The organism is Azospirillum sp. A23 (assembly GCF_042938965.1).
In the GTDB taxonomy this organism is placed as follows: domain Bacteria; phylum Pseudomonadota; class Alphaproteobacteria; order Azospirillales; family Azospirillaceae; genus Azospirillum; species Azospirillum melinis.
Genome location: NZ_CP170667.1, coordinates 546,040 through 565,762, shown reverse-complemented (window position 1 = coordinate 565,762; position 19,723 = coordinate 546,040). Strand labels below are relative to the sequence as shown.

Annotated in this window: 20 protein-coding genes; 9 read left to right on the top strand and 11 right to left on the bottom strand. The window is 67.5% G+C overall.

Annotation, left to right across the window (positions count from 1 at the left end; all coding sequences use genetic code 11):
- The first annotated feature begins 37 nt into the window (after window positions 1-37).
- Together ABNQ40_RS19990 and ABNQ40_RS19985 are read left to right on the top strand one after the other, a co-directional pair.
- Window positions 38-1,759, top strand: a complete 1,722-nt coding sequence (locus tag ABNQ40_RS19990; protein WP_109047273.1) for a PAS domain-containing sensor histidine kinase — start codon at window positions 38-40, stop codon at window positions 1,757-1,759.
- Window positions 1,756-2,151: a response regulator gene (locus ABNQ40_RS19985; protein ID WP_109047274.1), complete on the top strand. Its 396-nt coding sequence runs from the start codon at window positions 1,756-1,758 to the stop codon at window positions 2,149-2,151. Before ABNQ40_RS19990 ends, ABNQ40_RS19985 begins: the two co-directional genes overlap by 4 nt.
- Window positions 2,152-2,258: 107 nt before the next feature.
- Here the strand turns inward: ABNQ40_RS19985 and moeB are convergent, their stop codons facing one another.
- The 6 genes from moeB to ABNQ40_RS19955 all read right to left on the bottom strand — a co-directional run bounded on the left by moeB (window position 2,259) and on the right by ABNQ40_RS19955 (window position 8,638).
- On the bottom strand, window positions 2,259-3,416 hold the full coding sequence (moeB, locus tag ABNQ40_RS19980) for a molybdopterin-synthase adenylyltransferase MoeB (protein WP_109047275.1): 1,158 nt from the start codon (window positions 3,414-3,416) through the stop codon (window positions 2,259-2,261).
- Between the two features lie 13 nt (window positions 3,417-3,429).
- Window positions 3,430-3,714 (bottom strand): MoaD/ThiS family protein, encoded by a 285-nt coding sequence (locus tag ABNQ40_RS19975; protein ID WP_161958122.1) that lies wholly within the window; start codon window positions 3,712-3,714, stop codon window positions 3,430-3,432.
- Window positions 3,711-5,132, bottom strand: a complete 1,422-nt coding sequence (locus ABNQ40_RS19970) for a TfuA-like protein (protein ID WP_109047276.1) — start codon at window positions 5,130-5,132, stop codon at window positions 3,711-3,713. Before ABNQ40_RS19970 ends, ABNQ40_RS19975 begins: the two co-directional genes overlap by 4 nt.
- Window positions 5,129-6,457, bottom strand: coding sequence for a YcaO-like family protein (locus ABNQ40_RS19965; protein ID WP_109047277.1), 1,329 nt, complete (start codon window positions 6,455-6,457; stop codon window positions 5,129-5,131). The genes ABNQ40_RS19970 and ABNQ40_RS19965 overlap by 4 nt, the downstream gene beginning before the upstream one ends.
- A gap of 129 nt (window positions 6,458-6,586) precedes the next feature.
- The gene (locus tag ABNQ40_RS19960; RefSeq protein ID WP_391348673.1) at window positions 6,587-7,909 is read right to left on the bottom strand and encodes a hypothetical protein; all 1,323 of its coding nucleotides are present in this window, start codon (window positions 7,907-7,909) and stop codon (window positions 6,587-6,589) included.
- A 183-nt stretch (window positions 7,910-8,092) separates the two neighbouring features.
- Window positions 8,093-8,638: a GNAT family N-acetyltransferase gene (locus ABNQ40_RS19955; RefSeq protein WP_247880024.1), complete on the bottom strand. Its 546-nt coding sequence runs from the start codon at window positions 8,636-8,638 to the stop codon at window positions 8,093-8,095.
- A 361-nt stretch (window positions 8,639-8,999) separates the two neighbouring features.
- Between ABNQ40_RS19955 and ABNQ40_RS19950 the strand changes: the two genes are divergently transcribed.
- From ABNQ40_RS19950 to glyS, 4 genes are all read left to right on the top strand, one after another.
- A complete protein-coding gene (locus tag ABNQ40_RS19950) occupies window positions 9,000-9,449 on the top strand; it encodes a hypothetical protein (RefSeq protein ID WP_109051636.1) in 450 nt (149 codons plus the stop codon).
- Window positions 9,450-9,580: 131 nt separating this feature from the next.
- Window positions 9,581-9,880 carry a hypothetical protein gene (locus tag ABNQ40_RS19945; RefSeq protein ID WP_247880214.1) on the top strand — a complete coding sequence of 100 codons (300 nt, stop codon included), beginning with the start codon at window positions 9,581-9,583 and terminating at the stop codon, window positions 9,878-9,880.
- Window positions 9,881-10,024: 144 nt separating this feature from the next.
- Window positions 10,025-10,921, top strand: a complete 897-nt coding sequence (locus ABNQ40_RS19940) for a glycine--tRNA ligase subunit alpha (protein ID WP_109051634.1) — start codon at window positions 10,025-10,027, stop codon at window positions 10,919-10,921.
- 4 nt (window positions 10,922-10,925) lie between these two features.
- Entirely contained in the window at window positions 10,926-13,013 is a 2,088-nt protein-coding gene (gene glyS, locus ABNQ40_RS19935) for a glycine--tRNA ligase subunit beta (protein ID WP_109051633.1), read from the top strand.
- A gap of 31 nt (window positions 13,014-13,044) precedes the next feature.
- Here the strand turns inward: glyS and ABNQ40_RS19930 are convergent, their stop codons facing one another.
- Together ABNQ40_RS19930 and ABNQ40_RS19925 are read right to left on the bottom strand one after the other, a co-directional pair.
- The gene (locus tag ABNQ40_RS19930; protein WP_109051632.1) at window positions 13,045-13,683 is read right to left on the bottom strand and encodes a chemotaxis protein CheC; all 639 of its coding nucleotides are present in this window, start codon (window positions 13,681-13,683) and stop codon (window positions 13,045-13,047) included.
- A gap of 5 nt (window positions 13,684-13,688) precedes the next feature.
- Entirely contained in the window at window positions 13,689-14,048 is a 360-nt protein-coding gene (locus tag ABNQ40_RS19925; RefSeq protein ID WP_109051631.1) for a response regulator, read from the bottom strand.
- A gap of 158 nt (window positions 14,049-14,206) precedes the next feature.
- On the opposite strand from ABNQ40_RS19925, the gene ABNQ40_RS19920 reads away from it, so the two are divergent.
- The 3 genes from ABNQ40_RS19920 to ABNQ40_RS19910 all read left to right on the top strand — a co-directional run bounded on the left by ABNQ40_RS19920 (window position 14,207) and on the right by ABNQ40_RS19910 (window position 16,035).
- Complete coding sequence (locus ABNQ40_RS19920; protein WP_247880022.1) at window positions 14,207-14,677, top strand: putative toxin-antitoxin system toxin component, PIN family; 471 nt, start codon at window positions 14,207-14,209, stop codon at window positions 14,675-14,677.
- A 133-nt stretch (window positions 14,678-14,810) separates the two neighbouring features.
- Complete coding sequence (locus ABNQ40_RS19915) at window positions 14,811-15,269, top strand: hypothetical protein (RefSeq protein WP_109051629.1); 459 nt, start codon at window positions 14,811-14,813, stop codon at window positions 15,267-15,269.
- A gap of 154 nt (window positions 15,270-15,423) precedes the next feature.
- On the top strand, window positions 15,424-16,035 hold the full coding sequence (locus ABNQ40_RS19910; RefSeq protein WP_098739256.1) for a DedA family protein: 612 nt from the start codon (window positions 15,424-15,426) through the stop codon (window positions 16,033-16,035).
- Between the two features lie 83 nt (window positions 16,036-16,118).
- Here ABNQ40_RS19910 and ABNQ40_RS19905 read toward each other — a convergent pair whose 3' ends face one another.
- From ABNQ40_RS19905 to ABNQ40_RS19895, 3 genes are all read right to left on the bottom strand, one after another.
- Entirely contained in the window at window positions 16,119-17,339 is a 1,221-nt protein-coding gene (locus tag ABNQ40_RS19905; RefSeq protein ID WP_247880020.1) for an HD domain-containing phosphohydrolase, read from the bottom strand.
- A gap of 123 nt (window positions 17,340-17,462) precedes the next feature.
- Entirely contained in the window at window positions 17,463-18,698 is a 1,236-nt protein-coding gene (locus tag ABNQ40_RS19900) for an SLC13 family permease (protein ID WP_109051628.1), read from the bottom strand.
- A 22-nt stretch (window positions 18,699-18,720) separates the two neighbouring features.
- On the bottom strand, window positions 18,721-19,545 hold the full coding sequence (locus ABNQ40_RS19895; protein ID WP_109051627.1) for an MBL fold metallo-hydrolase: 825 nt from the start codon (window positions 19,543-19,545) through the stop codon (window positions 18,721-18,723).
- Window positions 19,546-19,723: the final 178 nt, after the last annotated feature.

Here is a 19,723-nt window from a genome sequence, read left to right as displayed (position 1 = left end):
GACCGAGCCCTGCGGACGACATCTTCGGGACCCACTTATGGACGACAAAGCCGATCTGCTGCGAGCCCTGCCCCCGCTGTCGTCCTACTCCCCGGAGGAGTCGGTCGTGGCCTCGCTGGACCGAGCGCAGAACTACCACGACCAGCTGGTCGCGGCGATGCCCGGCCTGATCGTCCACCGCGACGGCGTGATCCTCCATTGCAGCGGCACGCTTGCCCGCCTGCTGGGCTACGAGTCGGTCGGGGAGGTGATGGCCCTCCCCGACATCATGGCGCTGATTCCGGAAGACGCCCGGATGGCGGAGCGCAACGCCTATGCCCGCTGCCAGCAGGGCCCGATCCAGCCGCTGGCCCGCCGCATCAAGCGCCATCGGGCCGACACCAGCATCCAGTGGTTCGACCAGCTGCTCGAACCGGTGGACTGGGGTGGCGCGCCCGCGGTGATGGAGATGCTGACCCAGATGCGTCCCCAGGCGGCCAATGCCGAGATCCCGCATCAGGGGCAACTGTTGCAGGCGGCCATCGACGCCATGCCCAACGGCGTGCTGATGCTGGATCGCGGCCTGCGGCTGGAGGGCGCAAACAGCGAGTATTTCCGTCTGTGGGACTATCCCCCCGGCATGTTTCCCCCCGGCACCCCGGTGGCCGAAACCCTCCATTACAACCACCGGCGCGGCGATTACGGCGACGTCCCCTGCGAGGAGACGGTGGCGGAGCTGTGCACCCGCTTCCTGGTCAAGGGCGTCATCAATTCCGAACGCCAGGTTCCCTCGAACGGCCGCATCCTGGACATCCGCACGGCTCCCCGGGCGGACGGCGGCTATGTCATCACCCACCACGACATCACCGACCGCAAGCGCATCGAGGATGAGCTTCGCCAGGCCAAGGAGCGGGCCGAGGCGATCCTGAAGGAGCTGCGCGAGACCCAGCAGCAGCTGATCGTCCAGGAGAAGATGGCCTCGCTCGGCCAACTGACCGCCGGCATCGCCCATGAGTTGAAGAACCCGCTGAACTTCGTCAACAATTTCGCCGAACTGTCGGGCGAACTGCTGGACGAGCTGCTGGAATTGCTGGAGCCGCTGAACGACCATCTGGAGGGAGCGACCCGCACCGACGTGGACGATCTGGTCGACAGCCTGCAAAGCAACCTGCGCAAGATCGCCGACCATGGCCGGCGGGCCGACAACATCGTCAAGAGCATGCTGGCCCATTCGCGCGGCGGCGGCGGCGAATGGCAAAGCACCGACCTGAACGCTCTGGTGGAGGAGGCGCTGGCCCTGTCCTACCACGCCGTGCGCGCCCAGGACCGCAGCTTCAACGCGACTCTGGACCGCCGATTCGACGCGGCGGCGGGCGAAGTGAAGCTGGTTCCACAGGACATCTCGCGTGTGCTGGTCAATTTGTTCACGAACAGCTTTTACGCCGTCCGCAAAAAACAGCTGACCTGCGGCGATCCTGCTTACATACCGGCACTGACAATCACAACCGAAACGAGAGGATCGGACGTTTCCATAAGAATTCGCGACAATGGCATCGGCATGACTACCGCAGTGATCGAAAAGCTTTTCACTCCGTTTTTCACCACGAAGCCTACCGGTGAAGGAACCGGCTTAGGACTTTCACTCAGCTACGACATCGTGGTACATCAACACAGGGGCCGTTTCGACGTATCCAGCATCGAAAACGAGCATGCCGAGTTTACGATCACGCTGCCACGAACCGTGACGGCCATGTCGCTAGGGGAGCGCCGAAAGACATGACCCTGGGAATCCTCGTCGTCGATGACGAACCGGATATCGAGGATCTGTTTCGCCAGCGCTTTCGCGCAGAATTGCGCCGTGGTGAACTGGTGCTTCATTTCGCCACGTCTGGTGAAGAGGCGCTCAAAAGCTTGAACACCGGCCTGCAACCGGAAGCTGTTCTTGTCCTCAGCGATATCAATATGCCGGGGATGAGCGGACTGGACTTCCTGCGGTGTCTTCGTGCAGAAGCGCCGCATGTGCCGGTGATCATGGTCACCGCCTATGGCGACACCGAAAATCGCCGCCGCGCCCTGGACATCGGTGCGACCGAACTGGTGACCAAGCCCGTCGATTTCGTTGCCCTGAAGAAGCTGGTCCAGAGCGTCATCGTCCAGAAGACGGCGGCTTAACGCCCTGCCCCGCTCCCGGTCGACTCCAGGGCTGACCCCGGGGCCGACCCCAGGGCCAACAAAGGACCGGTCCGATTGCGGGACAGGGAATACGCCGCCGCTCTCCGTCACCCCGCGCACACTGCCGCAATGTCGCTCAATTCCGGATGCGCCCCGGCCGAACAGGACGGGCAATCGGGATCGACCGGAACCGTGATCTCGTTGAACTCACCGCGCAGACCGTCATAGAGCAGCAGCCGGCCAGCCAGCGGTTCGCCGAGGCCGAGCAGCAGCTTGATCGTCTCGGCCGCCATGATTGTGCCGATGACGCCGGGCAGCACGCCCAGAACGCCGGCTTCGGCGCAGGACGGTGCATATTCGGCCGGCGGCGGTTCCGGGAACAGGCAGCGGTAACAGGGCCGCACGCCCGGCGCCCCTCCGCCGAACACCGACACCTGCCCTTCGAAGCGGAAGATGGCACCATAGACGTTCGGCACGCCCAGCCGCAGGCAGGCATCGTTGACCAGATAGCGCGTCGGCAGATTGTCGGACCCGTCGACCACCACATCGTGCCCGGACAGCAGTTCCAGCACATTGGCCGCCTCCAGCCGCGTATCGTGCGACACCACCTCGATGGTCGGGTTGAGGTCGAGCAGGGCGGTGCGACCGCTCTCCACCTTGCGCTGGCCCAGCCGGCTTTCGGCATGCAGGATCTGGCGCTGAAGATTGCTGCGCTCGACCCGGTCGTCGTCGATCAGGGTCAGGCGCCCGACCCCGGCGGCGGCGAGATACAGTGCGATGGGCGAGCCCAGCCCGCCGGCGCCGATCAGGGCGACACGGCTGCGCAGCAGCCTGTGCTGTCCGGCCTCCCCCACCTCCGGCATGGTCAGGTGGCGGCGGTAGCGCTCGCGCTGGGCGGCGTCGAGCTGCGGCGGCACCTCAACCGGCAGGCCGCCGGCCTTCCAGGCGGAAAAGCCGCCGGCGACCGACCGCACATCCCGATAGCCCAGCCGCAGCAAATCCTCCGCCGCGAACAGCGACCGGGTGCCACCGGCACACATCAGCAGCAGGGGACGCGCCGGATCGGGCACCTTCTCTTCGATCCGCAACTCCAGGAAACCGCGCGGCAGGCGCAGCGCACCGGCCGGGCTGCCGGTCGCCGTTTCTTCATCCTCGCGGACATCGACCAGCAGGGCACCGTCCCGTTGCAGGGCCAGCGCGTCGGTAGCGGCGACTTCTGCGATGCGGGCGCGCAGTTCGGCGAGACGCCGGTCCTTCAGGCTCATGACGCGAGGCTCCTCAACCGCCGGCCAGGGCGACCATCAGGGTCAGGGTGGCGCCGGCCGGCAAGGCCGCTTCCAGCCCGCCCAGCCGACGGACATCGTCGCGGCCGAGATAGACATTCACGAAACGGCGCAGGTCGCCCTCGGCGGTGAACAGCCGGTCGCGGAAGGCATCCTGCCCGGCGGTCAAAGCCGCCAGCGCCTCACGCACCGTGGCGCCCGGCACCGTCACCTGATCGCGCCCGCCGACGAAGCCGCGCAACGGGGTCGGCACGCGGATGGTCACCTCAGCGTTCGTCACGTCTGCATCTCCTCTTCCGGCATCGCCTCTCCAGCGGGCTCCTGCGGCACCGCCTGAGCCAACGCCGCTTCCGCCTCAACCGCCAGCTGGCGGAACAGGTCGCGCACCTGCTTGGCCCGCATCAGGTCGATGCGCAGGTCCAGCAGGTCCTTGAAGCCATATTCATACGACCAGACGTCGGCCGGCGCATCAACCCGGCAGGCGGTGCTGGCGACATGCTCGGCCAGCAGTTGCTCCACCGTTTCCTTGGGCTGGCGGCTGGCGTCGCCGAAATGCAGCTCCATCACCCGCTCGACCAGCGCCGCCTCTTCGGCGGTGGATTCGTAGAGTCCGCGCAGGCGCAGTTCGTTCAGCACCGGCTTCGTCGTCCGCGCCAGGAAACGGCGCGGGACCAGCCAGAGCCGCATCGCCCGTTCGATGGCCAGCTCGGTCATCAGCTCGCTGAACTCGTCATCGGTCAGGTCGTTGCGGCGGCACCAGTCGGCAAGCGCGTCCGCCCCCACAAGTCCGCGCATGGCGCAGAAACGCCGGGTTTCCGTCCGCACCGCCGTCTCGTCCACCGTGACGCCCATCACCTCCGCGAACTGGCGGATCAGCAGGCGGCCGAGTGCGGCATTGTTGATTTCCGCGAAGTCCGGCCGATGCAGGGCGGCGTGGGAGGCGATCTCCGACAGCGGGACGGTGTTGCCGCCATGGCAGACGCGGCGGTCGCGCTCGTACAGGACATCGAAATAATGGGACGCGTTGAAGTCGAACGGCGCCGGCCGCGGCGGCATGATGAGGCTGCCGAGATGGCTGAGCAGAACCTCCGCATCGCGGCGCTTCTGGTCGATCCCGCCGCTTTCCAGGAAGCGCTGCAGCCGGTCCGTTTCCTCCCCGCTCAGCCCGGCTTCGGCGAAGATGCGGTCGCGGGTGCGTTCGGTGAAGTACAGCCCCTTGGCGGCGACGATCACCCGGTCGTGCAGGGTCCGGTCCGCCACCCCGGCGGTCAGCGCCGCCGCCATGCCGGCGCGCAGGTTCACCAGCGGCTCCGACAGCGGGAGCCAGCCGTCTTCAGGACCGGCATGGGCCAGCGCCACCTCGTCGTCGCCGGTCAGCCGGCCATCGACATAGCCGCGCGCGACCTCGCCGACCGGCACCATGCCGAAGGGATGGCATTCGGCCGCCCGCAAGGCGCCCATGCTGGACGCGCCATAGACCGCCACGCCCTTGTGCAGGGCATAGAGGATCTCCTTGTGCCAGACCGACAGCGACTGGCCGAACACCCCATCGATCAGGGCGATCACGTCCGGCCGGTGGATGGTCATGGCGCTGATGATGTCGGCCTGCGCCGCCGGCGGCAGGAACACCGCATCCGGCAGGATCGCGCGGGCATCCTCCACCGGCATGGTGGGGCCCAGGAACACACAGATCTTCATGCGACCGATCCCATTTGCGCCCCCATTTGCGCCTGAGACGCATGCGCCTTCAGAGCGTCCGCGAAAGCCAGCGGCCGGGCACCCGGAGTGTAGAAGTCGAACTGGTAGCCTTCCAGCCCCGGCACCAGAACCCGCACCACCGGAATGCCGATCTCCGGCAGGGTCAGGTCGAAGACGAGCGCCTGCTCGATCCCGGCGCGGTGCAGCACGGTCAGCAGGATGGTGATGTCGCCTTCGAAAGTCGGGGTGGCGTGGTTCCGGTGGCGGCGCCCGTCGGTGTTGATCGGCGTCGCCTCCAGCGCCGCGATCTCGGCATTGCCATCGGCATTCTGGTTGCGGACCAGATCGCGACGGAAGAAGTCGTCCCGCGAACCGGCGATCAGCACCAGCCGCGACTGCACCGCCTCGGTCAGGGCGCGGCACATGGCGACCGCCGGCTCCAGATGGCTGCCATAGCCGCGGTTCATGCCGGTCTTGCGCATCTCGCGGTCATAGACGATTGCCATGTAGCTCGGCACGCCCAGGTCCGTCGTGACGTCGAACAGCAGCGGACGGATGCCAGCCTGCTCGAACCGGTGCAGCAGGTCGCGCACGGTCGGCGCGTCGATACTGTCCAGATCGACCCGCGGCGTCGGCCAGTTGAGCCGGTCGCCGGCATAGCGCCAGCAGGCCACGGAGTCGCGCTCGATCACCTCGTAGAGACCGGAGGCGACCGCCTCCAGGATGTGGTTGCCGCTGGCCAGCCCGTTGGTGCCCATGGCGTAGAAGCTGCGCGCGCCCGGCTTGGTCCCCGGCGGCATGCTGTGCAGCCCGACCGAGGTCCAGGGAGCGGCGACCGGACGGCCGCTGATCAGGTCCCAGCCCCAGGTCCAGATCTCCGGCCGGTCGGGACGGAAGGAGCCGTGCTTGGTTCCCGGCAAGCGGTCCAGCGGGATACGTCCGTCGGCCGGCAGGTCGTTCCACGCCGCCTCGACATGCGGCAGGCGCAGATGCTCGGCATGGTGGAACTCGATCGCCTCCATCGCGGCGGAGACCGTCGCGGCGGCGAGGCTGAAACCCTTGCCGGCGCTGCCCGACAGGGTCGGGCTGTTCGGCCGGTGTCCGATGACGGTGTGGATGCCCAGACGGTCCAGCCCGGTCACGTCGGCCAGCCGCGTGATGCCGCAGCGGGCGAAATGGGGCGAGATGCGGGCCAGCGTCTCTTCCGGCGTCGCCGTGCGGTGGGTGCCGATGAAGAAGCGCTTGGCGGCGCGGTGGACGGTGTCGCCCAGGCGGATGCCGGGGAACTCCGGATAGACGGTGTCGGGCGATGCGCTGTCAGCCATGGGATGGATCAGGACTCGCGGTTCCGGCCGGTTCGGAGGGAGATGGATTGTCGCCCCGCGGGACGCGGGGCGCATAAGGACAAAGAGGGGCCGGCCGTCTCCCGTGAGGATAGGCCGGCCCCGATGCGATTACGCCTCGGTCTTGGGATCGTCGCCAGCCGCTGCCGGGCCCTGCGATGCGGAGGCCGACGCCCCAGGAGCGGCCGCAGCGGACGTCGCCGAAGCGGACTGCGCCGATGCGGAATGAGCGGAAGCCGGAGCGGCGACCGCCGAGAAGGCCGGGGCCGGAACAGCCGACGCGGACTGCGCGGCAGCCGAGAACGCCGACGCCGGAGCGGCAACCGCCGAGAAGGCCGGGGCCGGAACAGCGGACGCAGACTGCGCGGCAGCCGAGAACGCCGACGCCGGAGCGGCAACCGCCGAGAAGGCCGGGGCCGGGACAGCCGACGCGGACTGCGCAGCAGCCGAGAACGCCGACGCCGGAGCGGCAACCGCCGAGAAGGCCGGGGCAGGAACAGCCGACGCGGACTGCGCAGCAGCCGAGAACGCCGACGCCGGAGCGGCAACCGCCGAGAAGGCCGGAGCCGGGACAGCCGACGCGGACTGCGCAGCAGCCGAGAACGCCGACGCCGGAGCGGCAACCGCCGAGAAGGCCGGGGCAGGAACAGCCGACGCGGACTGCGCAGCAGCCGAGAACGCCGACGCCGGAGCGGCAACCGCCGAGAAGGCCGGAGCCGGGACAGCCGACGCGGACTGCGCAGCAGCCGAGAACGCCGACGCCGGAGCGGCAACCGCCGAGAAGGCCGGGGCAGGAACAGCCGACGCGGACTGCGCAGCAGCCGAGAACGCCGACGCCGGAGCGGCGACTGCCGAGAAGGCCGGAGCAGGAACAGCCGACGCGGACTGCGCGGCAGCCGAGAATGCCGACGCCGGAGCGGCGACTGCCGAGAAGGCCGGGGCAGGAACGGCGGACGCCGACTGCGCAGCAGCGGAGGTCGCCGACGCGGAGGTCGCCGACGCCGAAGACGCCGAAGCGGAGGCGGATGCCGACTGCGCGGAGGCGGAGAAGGCGGGGCCCGGAGATGCCGACGCGGAGGTGGCGGAAGCTGACGTGGCCGAGGCCGAAGTGGCAGAGGCAGAGGTCGCGGAGGCGGAGGTCGCAGACGCCGAAGTGGCAGAAGCGGAGGTGGCGGAAGCCGACGTCGCCGAGGCCGAGGCGGCGGTCGCAATCGACTCGACCGCCACGGCGCTGTCCAGACCGCTCTCTTTGCCCGTCAGGGAGTTGAAGGCGTCGACAGCGGCGCTGTGGACATGGTCGGGAAGGACACCGCCGAACCCGCTCTGTGCCAGCAGGGCTTGCTTGCCCTGAATATCGAGGGCGTTCAGCTGATTACGGAATTCGCCGTCGGTGGCGAGGCGCTTAATGAGGGCGAGTGCCTGTTCCTTGGCCATTTACGGGCCCCTCCTGCAATCGGTCAGCCAATAGGATTGCTGCGAATGGAATGCAACGGCTAAACCAATAGCATAGGCAATCCGCAAAAATTCTAGTGAAAATGCACAAGAATCGGCGATTGCCTCGGAAATTTTAAGTCCGGCACTGCCGCTCCCGACACCGGTAAGGTGGGGCGCATGGCTTTAGAGCAATATGCCTTCCGCAATACGCCGCCTTGCGCGCCATTCCTCGCGCGTCTGGTGCCAGACATCCGCCTCCGGCGGGTTGACCGGTTCAGGCAGCAAGGTCGACCCGCGCACCTCCGCCCCCAGCTTGCGCGCCACCGCCTGCGAGGCCGTGTTGCGGGGATGGATGGTGTGAATGACTTCGGTCCAGCCGAGATGGTCGAACACCCAATCGATGGCTGCGGCAGCGCTCTCGACCGCATAGCCCCGCCCCCAGCAATCCGGCATGATCGCCCAGCCGATTTCCGGCCCCGGCCAGCCATCCGGCACCCACGGCCCGACCCGGCCGACCCAGCGGCCGGTCTCCTTCTCGATGACGGAGAACATGGCGAAGCCCTGGATCGACCAGGCGCCCGCCATCGACAGGAAACCGCGCCAGGCGACCGGACGCGACTGCACGCCACCGATGAACTCGGTTCCTTCCGGATTGGCCATCATCGCCGCCCAGCCATCGAAATCGTCCGCCCGGGTCGGCCGCAGGATCAGGCGAGCGGTTTCCAGCATCGGTTCATCCCTGGGGACCATCATCGCGCCGCCTCGATCATCAGCAGAAAGCGCAGCCATGCCGCGAAAACCCTCCTACACACCGCCCGAGGGAAAGATCGGGGCGAAAGCTTCACAACCGAAGCGTATTTATCGAAACCCGTTCGGCAACGGATGCAAGAAACATCATTCACAAGCATCGAACCGGCGTCCAGAGCGAACTGTCGGCACCACCACTGCACAGCATGACCTTGACCGAACACATTAGGCTTTCTGGGCTAGAGCGACGCCGCTGATCGGATCCCATATAATAGGGCGATGCCCGGCCGTTCCATGTGGCCCGGGCGGACAAAAAGAACAGACACTAGTACGGAGCATAACGATGTCGCGGTTTCGGATGGCGATTCTGGCCCTGGCGGCGGTGAGCGGCGCGACCCTGGCCCTCTCCGGTTTCAGCGGCGGCGCTGCAGCCCAGTCCAAGCTGGATTCCTCGGGCAAGCCCGTTTGGGACGAAAGCCACAACCAGCGTCCGACCGCGGCCAGCGACCGCGCGCTGCCGGCCGGCGTGGTGACCCTGCGCACGGCGACCTCCGCCCCCGGCCTGCTCGGCGTCTATGCCGTCAACGGCCTGCCCTTCGACATCGTGCTGAGCCGGGTCGACGCCACCCAGTGCATCAACATCGTGCCGGAGGATTGCGGACTGCTCGGCACCGACATCCGCGTCGCCACCGGGACGGAGGTTCTGGTGCGCAGCGTGCGGCAGGCCGACATGACCCGTACCTATGGCGTCGTCCCGGTCTACAACTGGCACCCGGCCATCGCCGCCAAGTAAGCCTGTCGCTATCGCAGGACCGCCGCATGCTCTCGCGGCGGTCCCGCCACCTTCCACTCCCCCGTCTATTTCCTTGACTTCCCGTCACCTGCGGGCTGAATGCGCGGGAGATCAGACGGGTTCCGGCGATGATGTCCTTGTCCAAGATTATTCTTCTTGCGCTGGTGATCGGCGCGGTCTGGTTCGGCTGGCGCTGGGTCAACCGTGTGCAGGAGATCGGCCGCGCCCGCAACGCCGCCCGTCGCCAGGACGCACCCCCTCAGCACGAACGGCGCGACGGCGCAGCCGGCGGCGCGTCCGCGCGCAGTGCCGGCGCGCCCGCCCCGGCCATGGAGGCGGAAGATATGGAGAAATGCCCGGAATGCGGCGCCTATGTCGCCCCACGCTCCGCGGTGTCCTGCGGCCGCCCGGCCTGTCCCTACGGCCGCTGACACGATCGCCAACGGCGGGAATCGCCCTCCGCCATCCCCAGACACGACGCCGCGGCGGCGCGATCTGCCGCGCTGCGGCTTGATTTGACGGTGGCGCCCGCCTATCGTGCGGCGCGTTTTCAACATTTCTATTGTGGACCGTCCATGGCCTCCCAGATCGGGACTTCCGACGGCGGAAATTCCGCCGACCGCCGCGGCCTGTCGTTCCAGGCCCTGATCCTCAAGCTCCACCAGTTCTGGTCGGAGCAGGGTTGCGTCATCCTGCAGCCCTACGACATGGAGGTCGGCGCCGGCACCTTCCACCCCGCGACCACGCTGCGCGCGCTGGGTCCCGATTCCTGGAAGGCGGCCTATGTCCAGCCGTCGCGCCGGCCCAAGGACGGTCGCTATGGCGAGAACCCGAACCGCCTGCAGCACTATTACCAGTACCAGGTCATCATGAAGCCCTCGCCGGCCAACGCGCAGGAGCTTTACCTGGACAGCCTGCGCGCCATCGGCATCGACCCGGCGCTGCACGACATCCGCTTCGTCGAGGACGACTGGGAAAGCCCGACGCTGGGCGCCTGGGGCCTGGGCTGGGAAGTGTGGTGCGACGGCATGGAAGTGACGCAGTACACCTATTTCCAGCAGGTCGGCGGCATCGAATGCGACCCCGTCGCCGTCGAGCTGACCTATGGGCTGGAGCGCCTCGCCATGTATGTGCAGGGCGTGGAGAATGTCTACGACCTGGACTTCAACGGCCAGGGCGTGAAGTACGGCGACGTGTTCAAGCGCGCCGAGATCGAATACTCGAAGCATAATTTCGAGTTCGCCAACACCGACATGCTGCTCCAGCATTTCAAGGACGCCGAGGCCGAGTGTCAGGCGCTGGTGGCGCAGAACCTTGCGCTGCCCGCCTATGACCAGTGCATCAAGGCGTCGCATCTGTTCAACCTGCTGGACGCCCGCGGCGTGATCAGCGTTGTCGAGCGCGCAGCCTATATCGGCCGCGTGCGCACGCTGGCCAAGGCCTGCTGCGAAGCCTGGACGGGGGCGAAGTAAACCCATGACCGAACTCCTGATCGAATTCTTTTCCGAAGAAATCCCCGCCCGCATGCAGGCGCGGGCCGCCGACGACCTGAAGCGCCTCGTCACCGACAAGCTGGCGGCGAACGGCCTGACCTTCACGGCCGCCGATGCCCATTCCACACCGCGCCGTCTGGCGCTGGTGGTCGACGGGCTGCCGGAGCGCACCGCCGACGTGCGCGAGGAGAAAAAGGGTCCGCGCGTCGGCTCGCCGGAGCAGGCGGTCGTCGGCTTCCTGAAGTCGGCCGGGCTCGACAGCCTCGACCAGTGCGAGCAGCGCGACACCGGCAAGGGCCTGTTCTATTTCGCGGTGACCGAGAAGAAGGGCCGCGAGACCGCCGAGGTGCTGGCGGAGATCATCCCCGCCGCCATGGCCGAGCTGCCCTGGCCGAAGTCGATGCGCTGGGGCACCGGCACCGTGCGCTGGGTCCGTCCGCTGCACTCGATCGTCGCCCTGTTCGGCGGGCGCGTGCTCGACGGCGGCTATGACATCGGCGGCACCCAGGGCCGCATCGTCTTCGGCAACGGCACCCGCGGCCATCGCTTCCTGGCGCCCGACGCCTTCACGGTGGAGAGCTTCGCCGACTACAAGGAGAAGCTGCGCGCCGCCAAGGTCGTGCTTAGCCGCGAGGAGCGCAAGGCCAAGATCAAGGCCGACGCCGAGACGCTGGCCAAGGCCCAGGGCCTGACCCTGTCGCCCGACGACGCCCTGCTGGAGGAGGTCGCCGGCCTCGTCGAATGGCCGGTCGTGCTGATGGGCAGCATCGACGAGAGCTTCATGGACGTGCCGTCGGAGGTGCTGATCACCTCCATGCGCACCCACCAGAAGTATTTCGCCGTGCTGGATGCCGAGGGCAAGATGGCCCCGCGCTTCATCGTCGTGGCCAACACCGAGACGCTGGACGGCGGCAAGGCCGTGGTCGCCGGCAACGAGCGCGTTCTGCGCGCCCGCCTGTCCGACGCCAAGTTCTTCTGGGACCAGGACCGCAAGACCAAGCTGGAAGCCCGTGTCCCGGCGCTGGAGAAGATCACCTTCCACGCCAAGCTGGGCACGGTGGCCGAAAAGGTCACCCGCGTGCAGTTGCTGGCCGCCGAGATCGCCCGCGCCATCGGCGCCGACAGCGACGCCGCCAGCCGCGCCGCCCTGCTGTGCAAGGCCGATCTGGTGACCGAGGTGGTCGGCGAGTTCCCTGAGGTTCAGGGGATCATGGGCCGCTATTACGCGCTGGGCCAGGGCGAGAGCGCCGACGTCGCCAACGCCATCGCCGACCATTACAAGCCGCTGGGTCCGTCGGACAGCTGCCCGACCGCGCCGGTTTCGGTTTCGGTGGCGCTGGCCGACAAGATCGACACGCTGGTCGGCTTCTTCGCCATCGACGAGAAGCCGACGGGGTCGAAGGACCCGTACGCGCTGCGCCGTGCTGCGCTGGGCGTGATCCGTCTGGTGCTGGAGAACGGGCTGCGGGTGAAGCTGGGCGAGATCTTCGCGGCGGCGCATGGCGCCTACAAGGTCAGCGGCTTCGCCCCGGCCGGCAGCGTCGGCGGCGATCTGATGTCCTTCTTCGCCGACCGCCTGAAGGTGGTGCTGCGCGAGCAGGGCGTCCGCCACGATCTGGTCGATGCGGTGTTCGCGCTCGGCGGTGAGGACGATCTGGTGCGGTTGCTGGCCCGCGTGAAGGCTCTGCAGGCGTTCGTCGGCTCCGACGAGGGCGCCAACCTGTTGGCGGCCTACAAGCGCGCGTCCAACATCGTCCGCATCGAGGAGAAGAAGGACGGTGCGAGTTTCGACCAGCCGGTCGATGCCGACCGCCTTTCCCAGGACGAGGAAAAGGCGCTGTTCGCGGCGCTGAACGAGGCCTCGGCCACTGCGAAGCCGCAGTTGGATGCCGAGGACTTCACCGGCACCATGGCGGCGCTGGCGAAGCTCCGCGGCCCGGTGGACGCCTTCTTCGAGAAGGTCACGGTGAACGCGGAGGACAAGGACCTGCGCGCCAACCGCCTGCGCCTGCTGACGCAGATCCGCACGACGCTGAACGCGGTGGCCGACTTCTCGAAGATCGAAGGGTGATAAATTCGGGGGGCGTTCGCGCCCCCCTTTTTTACAGCCCCGCCAAAGCCCGCCGGATCGCCTCGCGGAAGGCGTCGAGCGATGCGATGTCCAGCAGGAACAACGCATGGCCGCTGGCATCTCCGGCGGCGAGCGCCATGTCGATGCGCACGAACAGCACCGGGTCTGTGCCTGACCCGATCACCGCCGCCGGCGCGCCGGCGCCATAGCCCGGAACCGCCCCCGACAGCTCGCCGCCGATCAGGTTGGACAGGCTGGCGAGACAGCCGTTCAGGATGATGTTGCCGATCTCGGTCAGCGCGTCCTGCTCCATCTCTCCCGGCGCCTCGGCGGCGGGGTCGACGGGGACGAGGCGGCCGACCAGGGCCAGCGTGCCGCGTTCGGGGAAGATCAGCATCGCTTCGCCGGTGAAGGGACCGGTGAAGGCACCGCGCACCGCACAGACCGGCTGGTCGCCATCCAACTCGTCGCCAACCTCGCTGGTGATGCGGGCACGGGTCGAGACTGCGAAGGACGGCACCGACAGATGAACCTCCTCCCCCAGCATCGAGCTGAGGGCGGCGGCCGCTTCGCCCATGCCGATGTTGAACAGTTCGGCGATGGCATCGGCCTCGTCGGCGTCGAGACGGAGCGGGTTGTCCGCCGATGGAACCGATCCGGGCTGTCCCATCGCCGTCACTGTCCGGCCGCGGCGAGGAAGTCGCGGATCTTGTCCGATGTGATCGGCTTGGCGATGAAGCGGACGCCCAGCGCCTCGGCCTTGCGCTTCAGCGTGTCCTGGACGTTTGCGGTCAGCAGCCCGATGGGCAGGCCGACGAAACGCTCCTTCAGCCGTTCGGCGAGAACAAGCCCGTCCATGCCCGGCATGTTGTAATCGACGATGGCGGCGACCGGCGGCACCTCGCCTACGATCTCCAGCCCCTCCTCGCCGCTCGCCGCGGTGACGATGGTCCAGTCGGGCCGCAAGGAGGCGATAACGCTGGAAACCATGTTGCGCGCAAGTCGGCTGTCGTCGACGACGAGGATGCTGGTCATGCCGATACTTCCGTCCTAAAGAGTCCGTTCACACCTTACCGGGTTATTACCGCAAAGTGCTCCTGCCCACAACAGACGCCTCGTATCAGGCCCGACAACTTCAACCGACACAGCTCTGCAATATATCAATGCTCAGTTCCGACAAAGCCGCCTCCGACATGGTTGGCTCCCCTATCCGCCCCCCCGTCCGGGCCGTACTCGACACCAACATCCTGGTGGCCTACGCGCTGCTGGGAAGTGCTGCTGCCCGGCGCCACGATGCGATCCGCCGGTGCGTGGAGCGGGTGCGTGCCGACCGCGGCCTCGTCGGCAGCAGCGAAACGCTGGCCGAGCTGCGGGAGGTGCTGATGCGCCCCACCTTCGACCGCTACGCCGCCGCGACCGAACGCCGCGCCTTCCTGGAGCGGGTCGGCCAGGAGATGACTCTGGTCGCACCGGCCGCGGTCGGTCGGCTGTGCCGCGATCCGGAGGACGACATGTTCCTGGCCGCCGCCGTCGGCGGCTCGGTTCCCTGGCTGGTGACGGTCGACCGTCAGCTCCTGTCGGTGCACCAGGCCGGCGCCACACGCGTACTGCGGCCCGAGCGATTCCTGGAAGCAGTGGCCGTCCAGGATGCCCCTCAGGCATAGCCCGGCAGAATCCACTCGACAAACCGACCGCGATTTCTAGAATGAAAAGAGAACACATCGCAAACTGCGAGTGAACGGGATTGGCCGCCGCAGCGCTGGCGGCATCGATGGAGCGCAGGGGGCATCTGCAGCGATGAGCGTCCAACGGCTATTGTTCGACGACCTGCCGGAAAGCGAGCCGGTGCGCAAGCCGCGCCGGGCGCGGGCTTCCGCGACGGGTGCCGCCCCCTCGACCATGGCCGCCCAGGTCGCCGTGGACGTGGTACGGGAAGCCGCACCGCCGCCCCGGGCGGCGGCGATGGCGGCGAGCGTCGCGACCCTGCCGCTCGCCCCCCCGGCCCCGCCGCCTCCCCCGCCGGCCTTCGACCCGGCAGCACTGTCCAACGCGGAATTGCGGGCACTGGTGCAGGCGCTGCCCGACCAGCGGCTGGCCCATCTGCTGATCGAAGCGGCGCGCGAACTGAAGCGCCGCGCCGCCCCCGACTCCGGGGATACCGACGGCGAAAACGGAGAAGGTGCGAGGGAGCCGAACCCCGCCCTGCTGCGTGCCGCGCGGCAGGCGGTGGGAGAGCTCTCGGGCGAGGATTTCTGACACGCCAGTCTCACTGCTGGGTGCGTCCCTTCGTCAATAAAGTTTCCGAGACAAACCACACGGCTTTATGTCATGATCCCTTCCAGCCCACGCTTTATATGCCGCATCGCACAATAAAGCGGTATCAAAGCGCCGCCGGGCACGCCGAACCCACATGCGACGTCTCCCGGAGGGAGCTTTGGACTGGATTTCGTGGTTGCAGGAATGGGGGAACGCCTTTTACCCGATGGCCTTTGTCTGGGCCTTTTTTGAAGGTGAAACATTTGTAATCTTCGGCGGGATGGGCGCCAAGCTCGGTATCGTCAATCTTTACTGGCTGGTCGGGTCGGTGTGGGTCGGCAGTTTCCTGGGCGATCAGGTCTGGTTCTGGTTGGGCCGCCGCTGGGGCAAGAAGGCGCTGGCCCGTTTCCCCTCCGCCGATGCCCACGCCTGCCGGGTGCTGGGTTGGCTGGAGAAATACGGCGTCGCCTTCATCCTGGTCTTCCGCTTCCTCTACGGCGTCCGGAACATCGCGTCGGTCGCCATCGGCACCTCGGGGATGCCGTGGTCGCGCTTCCTGTTCTGGAACTTCATCGCCGCCGGCATCTGGGCCTGGAGCTTCGCCGGCGCCGGTTACCTGTTCGGTGAGGCTGCCGCCGCCATCGGCGAGGATGGACCGAAGATCCTGCTGCTGACCGGCCTTGCCATCGGCGGTCTGTGGCTCGCGATCAAGAGCATCCGCTGGGTCCGCCGCCGCGCGCTCGCCGCGACCAACCCGGCCGAGTGACCCACACCTGAGCGGGTTGAGCCTGAGACAGGGCCGGTTCGGGAGGTCGTGGACCGCCCGCACCGGCCCTCTTTCGTCAGGCCTCAGGCATCCTGCGTTTCTTGATCCTTCAGCCGCTCCCAGATCTCGCCGAACTCCGCATGGCGGGCGGCGAACAGCGCCAGCAGGCGCGGATCGAAATGGACCTTCGGGTCCAGGCGATCGTCACCGTTCAGCAGGATGTCCACCGTCTTCTCATGGCTGAATGACGGCTTGTAGGGCCGGGCGCTGCGCAGCGCGTCATAACAGTCGGCAATGGCGACGATGCGGGCGGCGAGGGGAATTTCCTCGCCCTTCAGGCCGAACGGATAGCCGGTGCCGGCCCATTGCTCGTGATGGTACAGCGCGATCTCGGCGGCCATCTTCAGCCGGTCCGATGCGACCAGGATGTCGTGGCCATAGACCGGATGGCGCCGCATTTCCGCAAGCTCGCGCTCGTCGAGCCGGCCCCGCTTGTGCAGAACCGCCTGATCGACGCTCATCTTGCCGACATCGTGCAGGGCGGCAGAAAAGCGGATCTCCCGGCAAAAGGCGCGGCTGCAACCGGCCCAGGTCGCCAGCATGTAGGAATATTCGTTGACCCTCAGGATGTGGTTGCCGGTGTCCTCGTCATGCACCTCGGCAGCGCGGGCCAGCAGATTGACCGACACCATGAAGGCCCGCTCCGTCTCCGCCTGGAGTTCGGCGACACGGCGGCGCTCCTTGGTCAGGGCGCGGTTGCGTTCGGTCAGCCGCTCCAGCGTCGCAGCGCGTTCCAGCGCCCGGCCGACGATGTGGTTGACCGGGGCAATCATCTGCTCGTGATCGGGCAGAAAGGCCGGCGGCCCCTCCAGCGGGCGGCGGTTGATCAGCTGCACCACGCCGATGGGCCGGTCACGGAACCCCTTCAACGCGAAGGCCATGATGGACCGGGTGCGGAAGCCGGTGCGCTGGTCGAAGGCGGGGTTGAAGCTGTAGGGCTGGTCGGCCGGAATGGCGTAGGCATCCTCCAGCAGCAGCGTCTCGCCGGTCGCGGCGACATAGCCGACGATGGAGGCCTGGCTGACCGGCACCGAAAACAGGGTCGGCCTGGCGCGGATCACGTCGTTCTGCGCGCTGACCGCATCGAGATGACGGTGCCGTCCCTGCCCGCGCAGCATGAAGACCGTGCCGGCCTCGGCACCCGTCAGTTCGCGGCACTTGCGCAGCACCCGATCGCTGAGCGACCGCAGCGACTGGTTCGGGGCGCTTTCGATAAATTCAAGGAATTGGCCGACCAGACCCACAGCGCTCCCCCACCCCGGCGCACGACAATGGCGCTCCGAACAGAGTACCCCATTTGTCGCACCCGGCAGAAGGGGCTTGCACTTCCGAAAGTCACGCGCTGATCACAGGTCACAGCCTGCCCGTCACAGCCCCATCCACCCGCCGGCCCACAGCCAGACCGCCGCCACCGCCATCGACAGGAGCGCCATCGGCACGCCGCAGCGTGCATGCTCGACAAAGCCCAGCTTGACGCCGGCAGCGGCAGCCCGCTCCGCCACGATGATGTTGGCAAGGCTGCCCGGCAGCAGCAGGTTGCCGGCCAGGGTCGACAGCAGCGCCAGCCCGTAGAGCGCCCCTTCCGGCGGCGACGGCCAGGCGGCCAGCAGCAGGATCACCGCCGGAACGTTGCCGATGGTGTTGCTGCCCGCCAGCGACAGCGGCAGCATCACCGCCAGCCGGTCGGGAAGCCATCCTGCCGCGCTCAGGTCGTTGACCAGCGCCGTCGGGATGCCGGTCAGCCCCAGCGCATGGTTGATCGCGAAGAGCGCGCCGAACAGCACCAGAAGATGCCAGTCGACCATGCCCAGCATGTCGCGGCTGGCCATGCGGCGGCTGACCATCATCACACCGGCGATCAGCAGCACCGCATGCTCCTGCGGGATGTCGCGGGTGAACAGGATCAGCAGAACGAGCGTCGCCGCCACCGCCTTGCCCAACTGCCAGCGGTCGAGCTTCGGCGCCGCCTGCACGGCCTCCTCGTGCCCCTCCTGCGGCATGCCGAAACGGCCGCGCCAGACCAGCCAGACGGTCGCATAGGCGATGGCCATGGCCGCCAGCGCCGGGCCGCCGCAGATCGCCAGGAAGCGCCAGAAATCGAGATGCCCGACCTGCCCGATCAGGATGTTCTGCGGGTTGCCGATCATCGTCGCCGCCGACCCTGCATTGGCGGCGCCCGCCAGCCCGATCAGGTAGGGCCGCGGGTCCAGCTTGCGCGCCTGCAAGCCCAGGCACAGCATCGGCGTCATCGCGAAGACGACCACGTCGTTCGCCAGCACCGCCGACAGCCCGCCGGCGACCAGCACGATCACCGCCAGGAGCCGCGCCGGCGACTTCGCCGCCTGCGCCACCTTCAGCGCACACCAGTCGTAGAAACCGCTGCCGGCATATTGCGCCGACAGGATCATCAGACCCAGCAGGATGAAGATCGTCGGGAAGTCGATGGCCGACACGGCGGCGGCGGTATCCAGCGCCCCGGTCGCCAGCAGCAGGATCGCTGCGACCAGCGCGATGCCGGTGCGGTCGATGCGCAGGCCGGGAAAACCGCCCAGCGCCATGCCCAGATAGGTGGCGGCGAACAGAATCAGGATGGTTGCGGTCATAATGCCCGATGCACAGGGAATGTCAGTCGAGGGAAATGGTGGTTCCCTCGCGCGCGGCAAAGCAATTTGCGAACTCTGCCTTGGCCGCCGCCTCGATCCGCTCCATCGTCGCGTCGTCGTGATCCGGATCGTGGTGGAACAGGCCCAACGTCTTCACATGGGCCGCGCGGGCGATCCGCACCGCTTCCATCCAGGTGGAATGGCCCCAGCCGATCCGCTGCGCCCATTCATCGTCGGTGTAGGTCGAGTCGTAGAGCAGCAGATCCACCCCGTCGACAAGGTTCAGGATGTTGCGATCGGGGTGGTCCGGCACATGTTCGGTGTCGGTGACGTAGGCGACCGACCGCCCCTGATACTCGATCCGGTAGCCGGTGGCGCCGTCGGGATGGTTCAGCGCCGCGGTGTGGATGCGCACCCCGCCCTCCAGCTTGAAGCTGTGGCCGGGCGGCACCTCAAGGAAGCTCAGGTCACCGCCCATGGTGCGCAGCGGCACCGGGAAGAGCGGCCGTTCCATCTGGCGCGCCATCACCGATTCGATGTCGGGACCGCCGTTGAGATGGCCGGAGATGACGCGAAGACCGAAGCCTTTGGTGTAGGCCGGCGCGAAGAAGGGAAAGCCGCTGATGTGGTCGAGATGGGTGTGGCTCAGCAGTAGCGTGGCGCCGGTCACCCCTTCGGCCAGAAGCTTGCGCCCCAGCATCCGCAGCCCGGTACCGGCATCGACGATGATCCGCTGCTTGCCCGCCTGCACTTCAACGCAGGAGGTGTTGCCACCGAACCCCAAATGCGAGGCCATTGGGCAGGGAATGGTGCCGCGCACGCCCCAAAAGGTGACTGAAAACCCCATTCCCCGCCTCCAGGCGCGCTCATATGCCGATCCAACCCTTTAGAGCGGTGAGTTTAACGCGATTTGCCGGTCTGTACACGACAGAGCATGAACGGCGCAGGGTGCTCGCCGCTCCCCGGCCGGAAAAAGAAACGGGGCCGCCTCGCATGAAGCAGCCCCGTCGACCTCGATCGGTCAC

Excerpts from the sequence above, each read along its gene's own strand:
- ABNQ40_RS19990 (WP_109047273.1), top strand. The coding sequence starts at position 38 with ATGGACGACAAAGCCGATCTGCTGCGAGCCCTGCCCCCGCTGTCGTCC.
- ABNQ40_RS19985 (WP_109047274.1), top strand. The coding sequence starts at position 1,756 with ATGACCCTGGGAATCCTCGTCGTCGATGACGAACCGGATATCGAGGAT.
- moeB (WP_109047275.1), bottom strand. The coding sequence starts at position 3,416 with ATGAGCCTGAAGGACCGGCGTCTCGCCGAACTGCGCGCCCGCATCGCA.
- ABNQ40_RS19970 (WP_109047276.1), bottom strand. The coding sequence starts at position 5,132 with ATGAAGATCTGTGTGTTCCTGGGCCCCACCATGCCGGTGGAGGATGCC.
- ABNQ40_RS19965 (WP_109047277.1), bottom strand. The coding sequence starts at position 6,457 with ATGGCTGACAGCGCATCGCCCGACACCGTCTATCCGGAGTTCCCCGGC.
- ABNQ40_RS19960 (WP_391348673.1), bottom strand. The coding sequence starts at position 7,909 with ATGGCCAAGGAACAGGCACTCGCCCTCATTAAGCGCCTCGCCACCGAC.
- ABNQ40_RS19955 (WP_247880024.1), bottom strand. The coding sequence starts at position 8,638 with ATGCTGGAAACCGCTCGCCTGATCCTGCGGCCGACCCGGGCGGACGAT.
- ABNQ40_RS19950 (WP_109051636.1), top strand. The coding sequence starts at position 9,000 with ATGTCGCGGTTTCGGATGGCGATTCTGGCCCTGGCGGCGGTGAGCGGC.
- ABNQ40_RS19945 (WP_247880214.1), top strand. The coding sequence starts at position 9,581 with ATGTCCTTGTCCAAGATTATTCTTCTTGCGCTGGTGATCGGCGCGGTC.
- ABNQ40_RS19940 (WP_109051634.1), top strand. The coding sequence starts at position 10,025 with ATGGCCTCCCAGATCGGGACTTCCGACGGCGGAAATTCCGCCGACCGC.
- glyS (WP_109051633.1), top strand. The coding sequence starts at position 10,926 with ATGACCGAACTCCTGATCGAATTCTTTTCCGAAGAAATCCCCGCCCGC.
- ABNQ40_RS19930 (WP_109051632.1), bottom strand. The coding sequence starts at position 13,683 with ATGGGACAGCCCGGATCGGTTCCATCGGCGGACAACCCGCTCCGTCTC.
- ABNQ40_RS19925 (WP_109051631.1), bottom strand. The coding sequence starts at position 14,048 with ATGACCAGCATCCTCGTCGTCGACGACAGCCGACTTGCGCGCAACATG.
- ABNQ40_RS19920 (WP_247880022.1), top strand. The coding sequence starts at position 14,207 with ATGGTTGGCTCCCCTATCCGCCCCCCCGTCCGGGCCGTACTCGACACC.
- ABNQ40_RS19915 (WP_109051629.1), top strand. The coding sequence starts at position 14,811 with ATGAGCGTCCAACGGCTATTGTTCGACGACCTGCCGGAAAGCGAGCCG.
- ABNQ40_RS19910 (WP_098739256.1), top strand. The coding sequence starts at position 15,424 with ATGCGACGTCTCCCGGAGGGAGCTTTGGACTGGATTTCGTGGTTGCAG.
- ABNQ40_RS19900 (WP_109051628.1), bottom strand. The coding sequence starts at position 18,698 with ATGACCGCAACCATCCTGATTCTGTTCGCCGCCACCTATCTGGGCATG.
- ABNQ40_RS19895 (WP_109051627.1), bottom strand. The coding sequence starts at position 19,545 with ATGGGGTTTTCAGTCACCTTTTGGGGCGTGCGCGGCACCATTCCCTGC.